The 17,356-nt window shown below is 62.3% G+C and carries 16 protein-coding genes and 1 tRNA gene; 6 read left to right on the top strand and 11 right to left on the bottom strand.

Going from position 1 to position 17,356, the window contains the following annotated elements:
* Positions 1 to 138 precede the first annotated feature (138 nt).
* The 4 genes from FIU81_RS06375 to FIU81_RS06360 all read left to right on the top strand — a co-directional run bounded on the left by FIU81_RS06375 (position 139) and on the right by FIU81_RS06360 (position 4,348).
* The gene (locus tag FIU81_RS06375) at positions 139 to 477 is read left to right on the top strand and encodes a P-II family nitrogen regulator (protein ID WP_124112727.1); all 339 of its coding nucleotides are present in this window, start codon (positions 139 to 141) and stop codon (positions 475 to 477) included.
* 39 nt (positions 478 to 516) lie between these two features.
* Positions 517 to 1,923, top strand: coding sequence for a type I glutamate--ammonia ligase (glnA, locus tag FIU81_RS06370; RefSeq protein WP_124112726.1), 1,407 nt, complete (start codon positions 517 to 519; stop codon positions 1,921 to 1,923).
* A 243-nt stretch (positions 1,924 to 2,166) separates the two neighbouring features.
* A complete protein-coding gene (locus FIU81_RS06365) occupies positions 2,167 to 2,583 on the top strand; it encodes a hypothetical protein (protein ID WP_124112725.1) in 417 nt (138 codons plus the stop codon).
* A 106-nt stretch (positions 2,584 to 2,689) separates the two neighbouring features.
* Positions 2,690 to 4,348 (top strand): BCCT family transporter, encoded by a 1,659-nt coding sequence (locus FIU81_RS06360; protein ID WP_124112724.1) that lies wholly within the window; start codon positions 2,690 to 2,692, stop codon positions 4,346 to 4,348.
* Here FIU81_RS06360 and FIU81_RS06355 read toward each other — a convergent pair whose 3' ends face one another.
* The 11 genes from FIU81_RS06355 to tgt all read right to left on the bottom strand — a co-directional run bounded on the left by FIU81_RS06355 (position 4,349) and on the right by tgt (position 14,068).
* Entirely contained in the window at positions 4,349 to 5,017 is a 669-nt protein-coding gene (locus FIU81_RS06355) for a heme-dependent oxidative N-demethylase family protein (protein ID WP_124112723.1), read from the bottom strand.
* A gap of 21 nt (positions 5,018 to 5,038) precedes the next feature.
* Positions 5,039 to 6,292 (bottom strand): organoarsenical effux MFS transporter ArsJ, encoded by a 1,254-nt coding sequence (gene arsJ / locus FIU81_RS06350; protein ID WP_124112910.1) that lies wholly within the window; start codon positions 6,290 to 6,292, stop codon positions 5,039 to 5,041.
* 5 nt (positions 6,293 to 6,297) lie between these two features.
* Positions 6,298 to 7,296 (bottom strand): ArsJ-associated glyceraldehyde-3-phosphate dehydrogenase, encoded by a 999-nt coding sequence (locus tag FIU81_RS06345; protein ID WP_124112722.1) that lies wholly within the window; start codon positions 7,294 to 7,296, stop codon positions 6,298 to 6,300.
* The gene (locus FIU81_RS06340) at positions 7,293 to 8,126 is read right to left on the bottom strand and encodes a metalloregulator ArsR/SmtB family transcription factor (RefSeq protein ID WP_124112721.1); all 834 of its coding nucleotides are present in this window, start codon (positions 8,124 to 8,126) and stop codon (positions 7,293 to 7,295) included. Before FIU81_RS06340 ends, FIU81_RS06345 begins: the two co-directional genes overlap by 4 nt.
* A 31-nt stretch (positions 8,127 to 8,157) precedes the next feature.
* A complete protein-coding gene (locus tag FIU81_RS06335) occupies positions 8,158 to 8,469 on the bottom strand; it encodes an antibiotic biosynthesis monooxygenase family protein (protein WP_124112720.1) in 312 nt (103 codons plus the stop codon).
* An 82-nt stretch (positions 8,470 to 8,551) separates the two neighbouring features.
* A tRNA-Val gene (locus FIU81_RS06330) sits at positions 8,552 to 8,626 on the bottom strand.
* 12 nt (positions 8,627 to 8,638) lie between these two features.
* Positions 8,639 to 9,040: an HU family DNA-binding protein gene (locus tag FIU81_RS06325; RefSeq protein ID WP_124112719.1), complete on the bottom strand. Its 402-nt coding sequence runs from the start codon at positions 9,038 to 9,040 to the stop codon at positions 8,639 to 8,641.
* A 130-nt stretch (positions 9,041 to 9,170) separates the two neighbouring features.
* Positions 9,171 to 11,576, bottom strand: a complete 2,406-nt coding sequence (gene lon, locus FIU81_RS06320) for an endopeptidase La (protein ID WP_124112718.1) — start codon at positions 11,574 to 11,576, stop codon at positions 9,171 to 9,173.
* A gap of 179 nt (positions 11,577 to 11,755) precedes the next feature.
* The gene (locus tag FIU81_RS06315) at positions 11,756 to 12,328 is read right to left on the bottom strand and encodes a carboxymuconolactone decarboxylase family protein (RefSeq protein WP_216644282.1); all 573 of its coding nucleotides are present in this window, start codon (positions 12,326 to 12,328) and stop codon (positions 11,756 to 11,758) included.
* A gap of 54 nt (positions 12,329 to 12,382) precedes the next feature.
* Positions 12,383 to 12,919 (bottom strand): hypothetical protein, encoded by a 537-nt coding sequence (locus FIU81_RS06310; protein WP_124112716.1) that lies wholly within the window; start codon positions 12,917 to 12,919, stop codon positions 12,383 to 12,385.
* 18 nt (positions 12,920 to 12,937) lie between these two features.
* Complete coding sequence (tgt, locus tag FIU81_RS06305; RefSeq protein ID WP_124112715.1) at positions 12,938 to 14,068, bottom strand: tRNA guanosine(34) transglycosylase Tgt; 1,131 nt, start codon at positions 14,066 to 14,068, stop codon at positions 12,938 to 12,940.
* Between the two features lie 160 nt (positions 14,069 to 14,228).
* On the opposite strand from tgt, the gene rimK reads away from it, so the two are divergent.
* The gene (gene rimK / locus FIU81_RS06300; protein WP_124112714.1) at positions 14,229 to 15,632 is read left to right on the top strand and encodes a 30S ribosomal protein S6--L-glutamate ligase; all 1,404 of its coding nucleotides are present in this window, start codon (positions 14,229 to 14,231) and stop codon (positions 15,630 to 15,632) included.
* 41 nt (positions 15,633 to 15,673) lie between these two features.
* Positions 15,674 to 17,335, top strand: a complete 1,662-nt coding sequence (locus FIU81_RS06295; protein WP_124112713.1) for a mechanosensitive ion channel family protein — start codon at positions 15,674 to 15,676, stop codon at positions 17,333 to 17,335.
* The last annotated feature ends 21 nt before the right edge of the window (positions 17,336 to 17,356 follow it).

Below are 17,356 nucleotides of genomic sequence, written 5' to 3'. Positions count from 1 at the left end.
AGACAATCCGATTGCACAAAAAATCGGCAGCACCTACCAAAGCCTCGACCGCGCAGCACTGCCGGAAGGCTAGCTGATTGAGGCCCCGTCGGGGAAGTGGTCTGTCGCTTGTGGAATGATAGTGGAGGATTCGGGCCGATGAAGAAGATCGAGGCGATCATCAAACCCTTCAAACTCGATGAGGTGAAGGAAGCCCTGCAAGACGTGGGCATTCAGGGCCTGTCGGTGCTGGAAGTCAAAGGGTTCGGACGCCAGAAGGGCCATACCGAACTGTATCGCGGTGCCGAATACGTCGTCGACTTCCTGCCGAAGGTGAAGATCGAGGTCGTGCTTGACGACAACCAGGTCGACGCCGCGATCGAGGCGATCATCGCTGCGGCCAAGACCGACAAGATCGGCGACGGCAAGATCTTCGTCTCGCCCGTCGAGCAGGCCATCCGCATTCGTACCGGGGAGTCCGGGCCAGACGCCCTGTAACCCGTTCACACACCCAGACACTCAAACCGAGAGGGACACATGAGCAACGCTGATATGCTTAAGATGATCAAGGATGAAGACGCGGAATACGTCGACATCCGCTTTACGGACCCGCGCGGCAAACTGCAGCACGTGACCGTCATGGCCGATCAGGTCGACGAGGATTTCCTGGAAGAAGGCTTCATGTTCGATGGCTCGTCCATCGCCGGATGGAAGTCCATCGAACAGTCCGACATGAAACTGATGGTCGACCCCGAAAGCGCCTACGTCGATCCGTTCTACGCCGAAAAGACCATCGCGGTGCACTGCACCGTGTATGAGCCCGACACCATGGAGCGTTATGACCGTGACCCCCGTGCGACCGCGCGCAACGCTGAAGACTACCTGAAGGCGTCCGGCATCGGCGACACGGCGTTCATGGGCCCCGAGGCCGAGTTCTTCCTGTTCGACGACGTCCGCTTCTCGGTCGAGATGAACAAGGTGTCCTACCAAGTCGACGCCACGGATGCGTCCTGGAACTCGGATGCCGAGTTCGAGACCGGCAACATGGGCCACCGTCCCGGCATCAAGGGTGGCTACTTCCCCGTGAACCCCATCGACGAGGGCCAGGACCTACGCTCCGAGATGCTGTCCACGATGAAGCGCATCGGCATGAAGGTCGACAAGCACCACCACGAAGTGGCGTCCTGCCAGCATGAGCTGGGCCTGATCTTCGACAGCCTGACCAAGCAGGCCGACGAGCTGCAGAAGTACAAGTACGTCATTCACAACGTCGCCCACGCCTACGGCAAATCGGCCACGTTCATGCCCAAGCCCATCGCTGGCGACAACGGCACCGGGATGCACGTGAACATGTCGATCTGGAAGGACGGCAAGCCGCTGTTCGCTGGCGACAAATACGCTGACCTGTCGGACGAGGCTTTGTGGTTCATCGGCGGCATCCTGAAGCACGCCAAGGCCCTGAACGCCTTCACCAACCCGTCCACCAATAGCTACAAGCGTCTGATCCCGGGCTTCGAGGCTCCGGTTCTGCGCGCCTACTCTGCTCGCAACCGCTCGGGCTGCGTGCGTATCCCGTGGGCCGAATCCCCCAAGGCCAAGCGCGTCGAGGCCCGCTTCCCCGATCCGGCAGCGAACCCCTACCTGTGCTTCGCCGCCCTGCTGATGGCCGGACTTGACGGCATCCAGAACAAGATCAATCCGGGCGAAGCCATGGACAAGGATCTCTACGACCTGCCCCCCGAGGAGCTGGCCGAGATCCCGACCGTCTGCCACTCCTTGCGCGAAGCGCTGGAAGAGCTGGAGAAGGACCACGAGTTCCTGCTCAAAGGCGACGTGTTCACCAAGGACCAGATCGACGGCTACGCCGCGCTCAAGTGGGAAGAGATCTACGCCATGGAGCACACGCCCCACCCGGTCGAGTTCAAGATGTACTACAGCTGCTGATTTTCAGTCAGCACTGTTAGACAAGGGGCGTCCTTCGGGGCGCCCCTTTTTCGTGGCGGCCCCTTCGGCAGTCCGTCCCCTTCATCATTCCTCAGCAATTTTCGTCTTCTCGTGCCCGGAAAATTTTTTTCATCACCCCTGCACAAAACCGCAGGATTGGCGTGGACCGGACACGATCCTGCCCCAATCACCGATGATGTTTCTCGAATAGGAACAATAACACTCAATTCGAAGGACAGGATAGTGATCGAAATTTCCCACAAGACCGCCGCTGCCGTTGTGCTGGATGCCAAGGCCGACGTGACCCTGAACGACCTGCCCGGGATCGTCGGCTGGCTGCTGATGCAGTCCGACGTTCAGGTGCACAGCCTCGGTCTTGGCGTGACCGGCGAGACCCTCGAATACATGACCGACCACGGCCGGTTGACGCTGGAAATCCGGGGCACCGAAGACGGCACACGCCAGATCGACATCGCCTGCACCGCGCTGGTGCGCGGTAACCGGGAAGTCGGTCGTCAGCTTTGCTTCCAGATCGTCCGTCGCCTGATCGCGCGCACGAAGGTCTCTTCGATCTACTGGCAGCCCACACGTCAGCGAATCGTGCCCACCGACTTCACCTGGGCCGATCTCGAAGCCGCCCCGAAGCGTCTCGCCTCTTGAGGCGAGACTGCTTTGCGGCGTTTACACCTACCAAGACCGACCTAAGATAAATGGAGTTCAAGGCGCTCGCGCGCCATTCCTGTGCATGAGTGGAAGGTCGTAACACGTGGACGACAATAAGATTTCCCAAGACTCGCTTTGGATATTCCCCAGAGTAAATCGAACCGTTTTTGCGACATCGGCGATCCTGATCGTCGGATTCATCCTGTTCGGCGCCCTGTTTTCGGAAACTGCGAATACGATTTTCGCTGGCCTGCAGGATATTCTGGCATCCAACCTCGGTTGGGCGCTGATCATCGAAGTGAATCTGCTGATCCTCTTCGTGCTTTATCTGGCGCTCGGCCCCTTCGGCGACATTCGACTTGGCGCGATGGACGAGGAAGCCGAATACGACCTGTTCTCATGGACCGCGATGCTGTTCAGCGCGGGCATCGGCATTGGCCTTATCTACTGGGGCGTGGCCGAGCCCATGTATCACTACTTCTCGCCGCCGCGCGCCGAGCCTGAGACGCTTGAAGCCGCCCGAGAGGCGATGGCCCTGACCTTCCTACACTGGGGCTTTCACGGCTGGGCCGTCTATGCCGTCGTGGCCCTATCGCTTGCCTACTTCCACTACCGTCGTGGCCTGCCGCTGACAATCCGTTCCGCGCTCTATCCCCTGATCGGAGACCGCATTTACGGACGCTGGGGCGATCTGGTGGATATTTTGGCCGTCTTCGGCACGATGTTCGGCATCGTCACCTCGCTGGGCCTAGGCGCTATCCAAATCAACGATGGTTTGGGCACCGTGTTCGGCATCGGCTCCAGCGTCTTCGTACAGATTGCCGTGATCGCGGTGATCACCGGGCTGGCGACCGTATCCGTGGTCGCGGGGCTTGATGGCGGGATCAAGCGGCTGTCGAACTTGAACGTCGTCCTGTCCATGTGCCTGCTGGCCTTCATCCTGATCGTCGGCCCCACGCTGTTCATCTTCGACGGCTTCGTGGAAAACTACGGCCTGTATCTGCAAAGTTTCCTGGATATCTCGACCTGGACCCAGACCTGGACGCCAGCGGACGCGAACGACACCTGGCAAAATTCCTGGACCATCTTCTACTGGGCGTGGTGGATCAGCTGGTCGCCCTTCGTCGGTGTGTTCATCGCGCGCATCAGCCGCGGCCGCACCATACGAGAGTTCATCGCGGGCGTCATGCTGCTGCCCTGCTCGATCATGTTCTTCTGGTTTTCCGCCTTCGGCGGCGTCGCCATCGACATCTCGCTGGGCGGCGATCCGGCGTTGGTCGAAGCGACAAAGGAAGGCTACGGCAACACTATGTTCGCGCTGCTGGAGTATTTCCCGTGGTCGTCCGTCACCAGCGTCTTCGCGGTGGTCCTGATCGTGCTGTGGTTCGTCACTTCGTCGGACTCAGGGTCCTACGTGATCGACATGCTGACGGCGGGCGGCGATCCGAATCCGCCAAAGGTGCAGCGCATCTTCTGGGCGATTTCCGAGGGTGCGGTGGCCTCTGTGCTGTTGCTCGCGGGCGGGTTGTCTGCGTTGCAAGCAGCGGCCGTCATTGCGGGCTTCCCCTTTGCCGTTGTCATCGCGCTGATCGCCTTCGGTCTGCTGAAAGCGCTGCGCTGGGATCCGTTGATCGTCCACCGGCACAACATGCGGTATCGCAATGACGTAGAGGCCGACCACAACATGCCGTCCGAACTGCCCGGTGATGCCGCGGACGTGGACGCAGACGATCCGCCCGGAGAAAGCCAACCGGCAGAATAATCAGGCACGCACAAGGTAAGTGTGAATCGAGAACACCACAGCGCGCGTCTGCGGCAGCCGCAGAATGACCTGCCGTTCGGCCCGCATGTAGGGCCGAGGCCCGTTGGGCGCGCGCGGTTCCTCTTCGGGTTTGGGGTTGTGCAGCACCGGCTCCCAATAGGGCAGCCGGTTCCACCGCACCAGCGGCGCATCGGCCCGCACCCCATCGAACAGGCGTTGCACGCGCGCGGCGATGGGGGCGTCGTAGTCGGGCACCGGGGCGTGTATGCGCGTCAGGGGACGCCCGATCTTCTGCGATAGCTGCCAGCGGGACGGAAAGCAGATGACGGCGGCGCCAAGCCAATGCTCGCCCTGCCCCGGCAGCATGATTGCGAAGTCCTCCTGCGCGATCCGGCCAAGGCTGCCCAGTGGGTCGGTGGGGTCTGGCGGAACGCGATGATCCGGAACCTCTGCCGCGACCAGCGCCAGCAGTTCTTGCGCCGCCGCCTGCCCTTCGGGTCGCATCGCGATCACCGCATCGCGCTGCTGAGCGATCAATCGGTCGCGCAAGTCCATCTGGGCGGCGAACGCCTCGTCCCGCCGCAGCCAATCCCCCGGCGCGCAGGGCCGCGTGCCTGGAAGTGGATGAGCAAGCGCATCGTCAGGCAATCTGTCTTGCAGCGGGTCCATCCGCGCAGTCTGCGGGGCCGCCTAAGCCGGCGCAAGCTGCGCCTTGTCCAGCCGTGTCGCGCCCAGCCACGACAGGGCGACCAGCACGCTGGCGGTGCCCAACACCAAGGGCAAGCCGCCCAACTGGTAGGACAGGCCCGACAGCACCGTGCCCAGCAGCCGCCCGGCCGCATTGGCCATGTAGTAAAAACCCACGTCCATCGTGACCCGATCCTCTTCGGTGAAGGCCAGCACAAGGTAGGAATGCAGTGAAGAGTTCACCGCAAACACCGCGCCGAACACCAGTAGCCCCACGATCAACGCCACCGTCAGCCATGGTGCGGGGTCGCCCGCAACCCAGACAAGCGCCGTCAGTATGATCGGGATCGGTAGAAGGATCGCAGCCCAGCGACGTGCTTCCTCGACGATCTCGGCCTCTGGACGGCTGGCAGCGCGCAGCAATCGCGGCGCAGTGGCTTGGACCGCACCGTAGAGGATGATCCAGACGGCAAGGAAGGTGCCGATGGTGAAGAAGGCGGCTCTGTTGCCAGCCTCTGTCCCGTCGGACAGGACGGCGTAGAAATAGATCGGGATACCGACGACGAACCACACATCCCGCGCGCCGAACAGCGCCATGCGCGCGGCCGACAACCAGTTGATGTTCGGGTTCTTGGAAAAGACCTCTGTGAAGGCGCGCCCCTTGCGACCCTGCGGCAGACCGGACGGCATCGACACGACAACGATTGCGAAGATAGCGCCAAGCACCACGGCCATCACCAGCAATGCCGCATCGAAACCCAACGTTGCCAGCAGCGCCGCGCCCAGCAGGAAGCCGCAACCCTTCACCGCGTTCTTCGATCCCGTCAAGACCGCGACCCAGCGGAACAAACCACCCTGCGCTTTCGGGGCCAGCACCTTCACCGCCGACTTCGCCGACATCTTCGAAAGGTCTTTCGCCACGCCCGACAGGCCCTGCACGACCATGACGAACACGACGGAAGTCGCCACGGACCAAGCCGGGTCCAGCTGCGTCAGAGCCGCCAGGCACACCACCTGCAACCCAAGCCCCGCATATAGCGTCGAAGTCAGCCCGAACCGCGCGGCGATCCAGCCCGCGCAGAGGTTTGTGATCATGCCCGCAAGTTCATACAGAACGAACAGGTAGGCCAGTTGAACCGGGCTGAAGCCAAGCGTGTGGAAGTGCAGCAGAACGAGCATCCGCAGCGCGCCGTCGGTCAGCATGAAGGCCCAATAGGCCGCTGTGACGGCAATATAGGCCGCCACTCCGTCGCGCATCTTGCTCACAACGAACTGCCCACCATACGCGCCACGTCGATCAACCGATGGGCGTATCCCATCTCGTTGTCGTACCAAGCGTATACTTTCACCTGCGTGCCGTTCACCACCATCGTGCTGGGCGCATCGACGATGCCCGACCGCGTGTCGTTCACGTAGTCGGCCGACACTAATGGGCGAGTCTCGTAGCCCAGAATGCCACTCAACGGGCCATCGGCGGCGGCCCGGAACATCTCGTTGACCTCTTCGGCGGTGGTGGCGCGCTCGACCTCGAACACCGCGTCCGTCAGAGAGGCGTTCAGCAGCGGCACACGCACAGCATGACCGTTCAAGCGGCCCTTCAGTTCGGGATAGATCAGCGTGATCGCCGTCGCCGATCCGGTCGTCGTGGGGATCAGCGAGTTCAAGGCAGACCGCGCCCGCCGCAGATCCTTGGCGGGCCGGTCTACGATAGTCTGCGTGTTGGTCACGTCGTGGATCGTGGTGATCGACCCATGTCGAATACCAAGCCCTTCGTGGATGACCTTGACCACCGGCGCCAAACAGTTCGTCGTGCAAGAGGCCGCCGTGACGATGTGATGGGCGTCCGCGTTGTATGTATCATGGTTCACGCCGTAAACGATATTCGCGGTCGGCCCGTCCTTGACCGGAGCGGAGACAACCACCTTCCGCACGCCCGCATCGAAATAGGGTTGCAGCTTGGCCTCGGTCTTGAAGACACCGGTGCAGTCGATGACCACATCGACGCCGTCTAGCGGAATATCTTCGATCCGGCGCGCCCCGTGAACCGGCAGGTGCACCCCGTCGATGGTCAGGCTGTCGACGTCGGCGGAGAACGCAGCGTCCCACCTTCCGTGAACGCTATCGAACTCTAGCAGGTGTGCGTGCGTGGCCGGATCTCCAACAGCGTCGTTGATCCATGCGATCTCTGCGCCGCTCTCAAGCAAAGGGCGAAGCGCCAGCTTGCCAATGCGACCCAAGCCATTCAGCGCATACGTGGTCATCGGGCAATCTCCGTATCGCCAATGTCATCAACAGCCCGCTGCAGGGACTTCCGATCCAGACTGTCGAGCGGCAAGGCCGTGAAGACAGCAATACGGTTCCGCAGGCCCGCATATGTCTGCTGGAACGCCAGCTTCTTCTCGGCCTCGGTTCCCGTCGCCGTGACGGGATCGACCATGCCCCAGTGGCCACTGATGGGCTGACCCGGCCAAGGGGGACACTCCTCGTTTGCCGCGCGGTCGCAGACCGTGAAGACGAAATCCAGCTTCGGTGCATCGGGCCCCTGGAACTCTGCGACCGTCTTGGCCCGCGAGCCCGATACGTCGTGTCCCTTGCCCTCCAGTAGCGCAACGGCAAAGGGGTTCAGCTCTGACCGAGGTTTGGTGCCTGCCGAATATGCCGTAAAGCGGTCGCCCGCGTGATCTCGAAGGATGGTTTCTGCGATGATGGATCGGGCGGAATTGCCGGTACAGATGAACAGAACGGAAAATGGCGTATCGCCCACGGCGCTCTCCTTTTCGGACAAGGTATCGGGGGAAGCGCACATCTCGGGGCGCCCCCTACAGCAATCGTCGCGCAGGTAGCCGATCACTTTCGCGGCGCGGTTCACATCCGCACGATACAGAAGGGATCGACCCTGACGGGTCTGCGATAGAAGTCCTGCATGACGCAGCGATGACAAATAGACGGAGAGCGTGCTGCCAGGCACATCGAGGATCGCAGCGATCTCGCCAGCGGAAACCGCATCAGGATAGCGCCGCATCAGCAACCGGAATATTTCCAACCGCTGAGGGTGAGCAAGCGCAGACAGGGATTCGACCATCGCTTCCATATTTCGTGAAATATAGAAACGACAGAACCTGTCAAGTGAGAGTCTGAACTGCCTCGAAGACCTCCAGCACCGGAGCACCCTGATACATTTCGGTGTTGGGCCGCACGCCGGAATGCGCCTTGCGGAAGGCCTCGGACTTCGTCCAGTCTCGGAATGCAGCCTCGGTCTTCCAGGCGGTATGACTGGCGTAAAGCGTATGATCTTCCCGCGTCTCCCCCTTCATCAGGTGGAAGGACACAAAGCCCGGTACCTCTTTCAGATGGCTGTCGCGGCTGGCCCACATCTCTTCAAACGCCTGTTCCTGGCCACGAGTCACGTGGAAGCGGTTCATCGTCAGATACATTGTCATCTCCTTTTGCATCGCCACCTAGCGCGAGCGACAGACGCAAAAAGGCGCGCCGACCGGGGCGCGCCTTTTCAAATGATGGTGGGCGATACTGGGATTGAACCAGTGACCCCTTCGGTGTGAACGAAGTGCTCTACCGCTGAGCTAATCGCCCGGTGGACGCGTCCTAGCTTTCCTGTTCCTCGTCTGCAAGAGCCTCTTGCACGAGTTCGGCACCGGCTTCGGATTCCGACAGTGCGGGGCCTGAGCGACGAAGTTTGAGGGTGATCGCCTGACCGTTCGGCAGGTCCTTGGCCTTGACGATCCGCACACGGCCGAAAGGCTGGACGTTCAGCGCCTCTCCATCCGTTATCGCCTGGCCCATGACCGACAGCATCGCTTCGACTACCGGCTTGGCGTCTTTCTTCTTGATACCAGACAGTGCAACGACGCGGTCGATCAGTTCTGGCTTTTTCAACTCTTTCGTCACCGTCGGTGCGATTTCCTCGACAACCTTCGCGGCCGGCGCCTCTGCTGTTTTCGGAGCGGGCTTCTGGGCCGACGGTTTCGGCGTGGTTTTGGTCGTCATAACAAATCCTTCAGAAAGGTTAGACACATCCTGCCCCGACTTTGCGGCGAAATGAAGGCAGGCGAGCGATGCCGCATTCGGTGCGCACCGAAAAAAGGCGCGAGGTTTCCCCCGCGCCTCTTTGATTTGCTTAGTGTGTGACCTGCGCCGCGCCCTGTGCCGCCGCAGCCCGCGCCGCGCGTTCGGCGTCGGCGGCTTCCTGTGCCGCCTCGTCCCATTCGACGGCCTCTGGCGTGCGGACCAGCGCGTGTTCCAGCACCTCGTTCACGTGAGTGACGGGAATGATCGTCAGCCCCTCTTTCACGTTGTCCGGGATGTCGGCCAGATCCTTCTCGTTTTCCTTCGGGATCAGCACCGTTTTGATGCCACCACGCAGGGCCGCGAGCAGTTTCTCTTTCAGACCGCCGATGGCCGACGCGTTGCCCCGCAGCGTAACCTCACCCGTCATGGCGATGTCCTTGCGCACGGGGATCTGCGTCAGCACCGACACGATGGCCGTGACCATGGCCAAACCGGCACTTGGCCCGTCCTTGGGCGTCGCACCATCCGGCACGTGGACGTGGATATCCAGCGCGTCGAACTTCGGCGGCTTCACACCGATACGCGGAGAGATCGAGCGTACGAAGCTGGAGGCCGCGTCGATCGATTCCTTCATCACATCGCCCAGCTTGCCGGTCGTCTTCATCCGGCCCTTGCCCGGCAGGCGCAGCGCTTCGATCTGCAGAAGCTCTCCCCCGACGGAGGTATAAGCCAAGCCGGTCACGACACCGATCTGATCCTCTTCCTCGGCCAGACCGTAGCGGTGCTTTTGGACGCCAAGGAAATCCGAAAGATTTTCAGGCGTTACGACGACCTTCTCAACCTCTTTCTTAACGATCTGCGTCGTCGCCTTGCGGGCCAATTTCGCCAGCTCACGTTCCAGGTTCCGCACGCCCGCCTCACGGGTGTAGGTGCGGATGACCTGCATCAGCGCCTCGTCTGTGATCTCGAACTCGCCCTTCTTCAGGCCGTGGTTCTTGACCTGCTTGGCGATCAGGTGACGCTTTGCGATCTCTGCCTTCTCATCCTCGGTGTAGCCAGCCAGCGGAATAATCTCCATCCGGTCCAGAAGCGGGCCCGGCATGTTGTAGGAGTTCGCGGTGGTCAGGAACATCACGTTTGACAGGTCGTATTCGACCTCGAGGTAGTGATCGACGAAGCTGCCGTTCTGCTCGGGGTCCAAGACCTCCAGCATGGCCGACGCGGGATCGCCCCGGAAATCCTGGCCCATCTTGTCGATCTCATCGAGCAGGATCAGCGGATTCGTCGTCTTGGCCTTCTTCAGCGCCTGGATGATCTTGCCGGGCATGGAGCCGATGTAGGTCCGGCGGTGGCCGCGAATCTCGGATTCGTCGCGCACGCCACCCAGCGAGATGCGGATGAACTCACGCCCCGTGGCTTTCGCGACCGACTTGCCCAACGATGTCTTACCCACACCCGGAGGACCGACGAGGCACATGATCGGCCCCTTCAGCTTGGACGAGCGTTGCTGCACGGCCAGATATTCGACGATCCGTTCTTTCACCTTTTCCAAGGAGTAGTGATCGTCATCCAGCACCTTCTGGGCGCGGCCAAGATCCTTCTTCACGCGCGACTTGGTGCCCCACGGGATCGACAGCATCCAATCCAGATAGTTTCGCACGACCGAGGATTCGGCGGACATCGGAGACATGGACTTCAGCTTCTTGAATTCGGCCTCCGCCTTCTCGCGGGCCTCTTTCGACAGCTTGGTCTCGGCGATGCGCTCCTCCAGCTCGGCCAGTTCGCCGGCACCTTCTTCGCCGTCGCCCAGCTCCTTTTGGATCGCCTTCATCTGCTCGTTCAGATAATACTCGCGCTGCGTCCGCTCCATCTGGGACTTCACGCGGGTCTTGATCTTCTTCTCGACCTGCAGGACCGACACTTCGCCCTGCATCAGGCCGTAGACCTTCTCCAACCGCTCGGCGACGGTCAGCGTTTCCAGCAGTTCCTGCTTTTGCGCCACGTCATTGCCCAAGTGCCCGGCCACAAGGTCGGCCAGCTTGGCGGGATCGGTCGTCTCACCCACGGCGACCAGCGCCTCCTCGGGGATGTTCTTCTTGACCTTGGCGTAACGCTCGAACTCTTCAGAGACAGAGCGCAGCAACGCGGCCACGGTGTCTTCGTCGCCCTGCGTTTCGGACAGTTCTTCGGCGCGCGCCTCGAAGAAGCGGTCGTTTTCCAGGTACTCGGCGATCTTCACGCGCACGCGACCCTCGACCAGCACCTTCACGGTGCCGTCGGGCAGCTTGAGCAGTTGCAGCACGTTGGCCAGAACGCCGGTGCGGTAAATGCCGTCGGCATCGGGATCGTCCACGCCGGGATCGACCTGCGCGGCCAGCAGGATCTGCTTGTCATCAGCCATCACGTCTTCGAGGGCGCGGACGGATTTCTCGCGGCCGACGAAGAGCGGCACGATCATGTGCGGAAACACGACAATGTCGCGCAGCGGCAGGACGGGATAGGTATGCTCGGTCATCTTTTGTCCTTCTTGGCAAGGGCGGCCACGTCCCGCTTTGCGGCAACGCGAAGGGCCCTCCGGTCATGGCACCAGATGTGGGGGCTAGGGCGCGCGGACGCAAGCGCCTGCCACTCTCCTCATACCCCTTTGTGCGGGGCGCGCCGCACCGATCCGGGTTTGGTGCGGCGCGATGGGTGTCAGGTCGCGTAGTCTGGCACCTGCACGTTGAATCCATTCAGCATGACAGAAACCATGCAATAGAGACCGATCAGATAGATCAGCTCTGCCGCACCTTCATCGCCGAATGCCTCGACCGCGCGATCATAGACGGGGCGCGGCAACAGGCGACTTTCGTTCAGGGCATGCGCCGTATCGTAGGCGACGCGCTCTTCCTTGCTCAGGCTGTCGGGCCGCGTGCCCGCAACGATAGAGGCCACGCAATCGGGATCCATGCCCTTGCTTTCGGCAGCGGCGACGTGGGCGTAGAGCTCGTACGCCGCATCGTAGTGAGTGCCGGTCACGAGGATAGCGATCTCGCGGACGTTTGCCGGCAGTTGCGAGTCGTTGCTGATCGCCTTGATCAACTCCCATGTCGGCCCACCCAGACGCGGATAGCGCAGCATCGGGTTCCACGGGCCGATCAGCGCACCATCGTCATTGATCGCGCGAAACGAGTTAAAGCCGCTTTCGATGCCCTCTTTCATGTCCTCATACAGATCGCGTTGCGATCCGCTCAGGGTGGTCGGGTCGATCAGGGGAAGTCTCATCATGCGCTCCGTTTGCAAGGGGTGCATCGGCAACGCTGCGGCGCGGCACAAGGTCCGTCAGCGCGCCGGGGTCAACAGCGCCGTGGCCGTCATGAAGATCAGCGCGCCCTCTGATTTCAACTCAAGCTCGGTGATCTCAAGGATACGGTCATCGAAATAGGGGATGAGTGTAATGGTTCCGGCGACGGACATGCCTTCGGTTTCGGGCAGCATGCCTTGCAGTTGCGGCAGATCTTCAGGCCCGCAGGGCGTGTCGGACAGAATATCGGCGAACTCCGGCGTTTCAGTGGTGTCGAGCATGTCGTCCACCGCGTCTACGTCGTACGGCGTGTCATGCGCCAGCATTAAGGGCAGCGAACTGCCGATCTGGTCGTCGATAAAAGCGGTCTGCAGGGTGCCGTCGGCGCCCAGCGTGACGATCTCTGGCGCGGTCTGGCGCAGAATCGACAGCGTCTCGCTTTCCAGCTGAATATGCGCCTCTCGATCCCACTCTCCCGCCAACACTGCGTTGAGACGCGCGGCGTCCGTCTCGCCGCACAGGCTATCGGTGACAGCGGGCGATGCACACAGGCAGGCCAGGATCAGAATGCGCATGGTCTCTCCTTCAAGCGGCTACAGCCGGTCTATATCGCCCACCTCGCGCAGGCTATGGAAGTCGGACTCCCACGCGGCAAATGTGCCGTCTGCGATGGCGCCCCGCATCCCGGCCATGATCTGCTGGTAATAGTGCAGGTTGTGCCAGGTCAGCAGCATCCCCGCGATCATCTCCCCCGCGCGGTACACGTGGTGCAGGTAGGCGCGCGAATAGCCCCGACAGGCCGGGCAGGTGCAGTCTTCGTCCAGCGGGCGCGGGTCGTCGGCGTGGCGGGCGTTCTTCAGATTGACCTGCCCACGCCGCGTCCAGGCCTGCCCCGTGCGGCCAGAGCGTGACGGCAGCACGCAGTCCATCATGTCCACCCCGCGCTTCACCGCGCCCACGATGTCGTCGGGCTTGCCCACGCCCATCAGGTAGCGCGGCGCGTCATCCGGCAGCAGACCCGGCGCGTAGTCCAGACAGTCGAACATGGCCGCCTGCCCCTCACCCACGGCCAGCCCCCCGATGGCGTAGCCTTCGAACCCGATGCTCCGCAGCGCGGCGGCCGACTCCTCGCGCAGGTCACGCTCCAGCCCGCCCTGCATGATGCCGAACAGCGCGTGGCCGGGCCGGTCCCCGAAGGCATCGCGCGACCGCCGCGCCCACCGCATCGACAGGCGCATGGACTCCTCGATCCGGTCGCGGTTGGCGGGCAGTGCGGGGCATTCGTCGAAGGCCATCACGATATCAGACCCCAGATCGCGCTGGATCGCCATCGAGGTTTCTGGCGACAGGAAATGCTTCGAGCCATCCACGTGGGACCGGAACGTCACCCCGTCTTCGGTCAACTTGCGCAGATCGGCCAGGCTCATCACCTGGAAGCCGCCCGAATCCGTCAGGATCGGCCCCGACCAATTCATGAACCGGTGCAGACCGCCCAGACGCGCCACGCGCTCGGCCCCCGGTCGCAGCATCAGGTGGTAGGTGTTGCCCAGCAAGATATCGGCGCCCGTCGCCGCCACGCTTTCGGGCAGCATCGCCTTGACGGTCGCCGCCGTTCCCACCGGCATGAAGGCGGGCGTGCGGATGTCGCCGCGCGGGGTGTGAATCACACCCGTGCGCGCCGCCCCGTCCGTCGCCCCGAGTTCGAAGGAAAACCGTTCCGTCACTTACCGCTCCGCCTTCTTTGTTTTCCCAAATACTCATGTCGACCGCGTCGATGCGCGTGTTCCGCGTGCCTTACGCGCAGCGGACCCAACGGGCAATCGTCGCTTGCCGACCGGACGGGTCAGGCCACATAAGCGGCACGTCACTGGAAGGAACGTCACCATGTCGGAACCGCTGCGTCTTGGTTGGGAAGAATGGCTGTCCTTGCCCGATCTGGGATTGCCCGCCCTGAAGGCAAAGGTCGATACCGGTGCGCGCACCTCTGCCCTGCACGCGTTCGAGATCGAGCCCTTCGGCCCGGCCTCTGCCCCACGCGTGCGTTTCCTGATGTACCCGGATCCCGCCCGGCCGGAGATGGCTATCGCCTGCTCGGCCCCGGTCGTGGATCGCCGTGAAGTCACATCGTCCAACGGCGAGGCAGAGCTGCGGTATGTCATCCAGACGACGCTCCAGATTTCCGACCGCACGTGGCCGATCGAGCTGACGCTGACGGACCGTGGCGCGATGGCCTATAGGATGCTGATCGGACGTCAGGCAATCCCGGAGGATGCCGTCGTCACGCCGCAGGAAAGCTTCTGCCAGCCCAAGTTGGATTACGACGTCTACACCTCTGCCAAGGTAAAAGAGATCGCGCCCGACCGCGCCCTGCGTATCGCTGTTCTCAGCCGAGAGCCCGACACCTACTCCACCCGCCGCCTCGTGGCCGAAGGCGAGAAGCGCGGACACACCGTCGAGGTGATCGACACGACGCGCTGCTACATGACGCTGAACGCCATGGCGCCCGACATTCACTACGACGGCAAGCGCCTGCCCCGGTATGACGCGGTTATCCCGCGCATCGGCGCGTCGATCACGCCCTACGGCACCGCCATCGTCCGCCAGTTCGAGACCATCGGCACCTACGTTCTGAACTCCAGCGCCGGGATCACGTCCAGCCGCGACAAGCTGCACGCGCATCAGGTCTTGGCGCGCCAGAAGATCGGGATGCCGGTCACGGCCTTCGCCTCATCTCCGAAGGATACCGCCAACCTGATGAACATCGTGGGCACAACACCGCTGATCGTGAAACTGCTGGAATCCAGCCAGGGCAAGGGCGTCGTGCTGGCGGAGACGAAGAAGGCCGCCGAATCCGTCATTTCCGCTTTCCGGGGCCTCAAGGCCAACTTCCTTGTTCAGCAGTTCGTCAAGGAAGCGAACGGCGAAGACATTCGCTGCATCGTCATGGGCGGCCGGGTCGAGGCCGCGATCAAGCGCACGGCGGCGGCGGGAGAGTTCCGCTCGAATCTGCACATGGGGGGATCGGCTTCTGCGGTGAAGATCACCAAGACAGAGCGCGACACCGCGATCCGCGCCGCAAAAGCTTTTGGGCTGGGGCTGGCGGGCGTCGACCTGCTGCGCTCGGACGATGGGCCGAAGGTGCTAGAGGTCAACTCCTCTCCCGGTCTGGAGGGGGCGGAGACGGCCAGCGGCAAGAACATCACCGGCGCGCTTTACGAGATGATCGAAAAGCGCGTGCGCCCTGCTCCGGCCCGCCGCTCGACCCGCTTAAAGAAGTCCAGCGTCTGATTCCACGCGACTTCGGACCGCGTCGCGCCATATAGCTCGCCATGAGACGTTTCCTGCTTCTTCTGGCGATCCTGTGCCTGCCAGCCCTGCCCGTCATCGCGCAAGAAGGTGACGGAATCGAGCCGCCGGGCACGTGGTTCCCGGTAGAGACTCTGAATGCGGGTCTCGCACCGGTGCCCGACTACGTGTTGCGCGACACGCCGCAAGGTGCTGTCGAAAGCTTTCTGGACCTTGTGGACGATGGCGATCTGGATGCCGCGGCGCATCTGCTGGACCTGACGTCGGTGCCACCTGAAGATCAGGCCCTGCGCGGGCCGGTGCTGGCCATGCAACTTCACTCGGTTCTGGAACGCCGGGCGATCCTGTCGTGGTCCATGCTGCTGGAACGGCCCGATGGCGTGGACAGCCGCGCACCCGATTCGGCCGCGATGGCAGGTCAGCCGCGCCGCTCCCTGATCCTTGGCGTGCTGAGCATCAACGGACGGGAAGCGGCAATCCGTCTGAACAGGGTGCGGCCGAACGGCGGCGATCCGGTCTGGGTGTTTTCGAACCGCACGGTGCAGCGCGTGCCTGAACTGTATCAGCGCTACGGCCCGACCCGCATGGAACGCGCCCTGCCCGAATGGACGAAGATGGAGACCCTGGTGGGGCTGCGCGCGTTCGAGTTGTTCGGTCTGCCGCTGACGCTGTTGCTGGCATGGATCACCGCCCGACTGACCTATGACGTGTTCCAACGTCTGTCGCGTCGGGCCAAGGGCTATTGGTCCACGATCGCGCTGAAAGCCTTGCGCTGGCCGCTGATCATCGTGTTCACCACGACGGTCGTGCTATTGGTGGCGCTGAAGATCTTCAATGTTTCTGGCGGATTAGCCGCCGTACTGACGCCGCTGACGCTGATCGGCTACGTCGTGGCGTTCCTGATGTTCTCGCTATCGCTGCTGGACACCGCTCTTGACCGTGTGGTGACGCTGGACAGCGACAAGCTTGCCGATCCAGAGAATTCGACCATTCGCAACTACGCGACCCTGATGACCGCCGGTCGACGGTTTGTGATGGTGATCGGCGTGATCGTGGGTCTGGGCATCGTGCTGGCCTCGGCCAACGTGTTCCGCAGTCTGGGCTTTTCGCTTCTTGCCTCTGCCGGTGCGCTGACCCTGATCCTTGGCTTTGCCGCGCGGCATGTGCTGGGCAATATCTTGGCGTCCTTGCAGATCGCGCTGAACCGTTCGGCCCGGATCGGGGACCGTGTGATCTATGACGGGCGCTACTGCACCGTCGAGCGCATCCACTTCACCTACATTCAGCTGAAGACATGGACAGACAACCGCATGATCGTGCCGGTCAGCAAGTTCGTGGGCGACGAGTTCGAGAATTGGTCGATGGTCACCGGCTCTATGGTGTGCCGCGTGCCGATCACCTTCGAACAGGACGTGGATATCGACGCGGTGCAGGAAATCTTCGACCGCCTGTGTGGCGAGAACGAAGATGTCGTCGAAAGCGTTGACAACGCCGCCGTTGCCTATTCCCAAGACGCGTTCGGGATCACGATGGAATTCCGGTTCCGCGTGGACGATCCGAACAAGACCTATCAGGCACAATACGACATGCTGGAAGCCGTCGTGAAAGAGGTTCAGGCCAAGGAACGCGAAGACGGCATCAAGATGCTCGCCCGCGTCGGCATGGACGATCTGACCCGCGCCTGATCGCCCACTGGACCCTGCGCG

Origin of the sequence: Palleronia sp. THAF1 (genome assembly GCF_009363795.1) — a bacterium.
Lineage (GTDB): Bacteria > Pseudomonadota > Alphaproteobacteria > Rhodobacterales > Rhodobacteraceae > Palleronia.
Note: the sequence above shows the minus strand (reverse complement) of the source record. Positions and strands in the feature narration are given on the sequence as shown.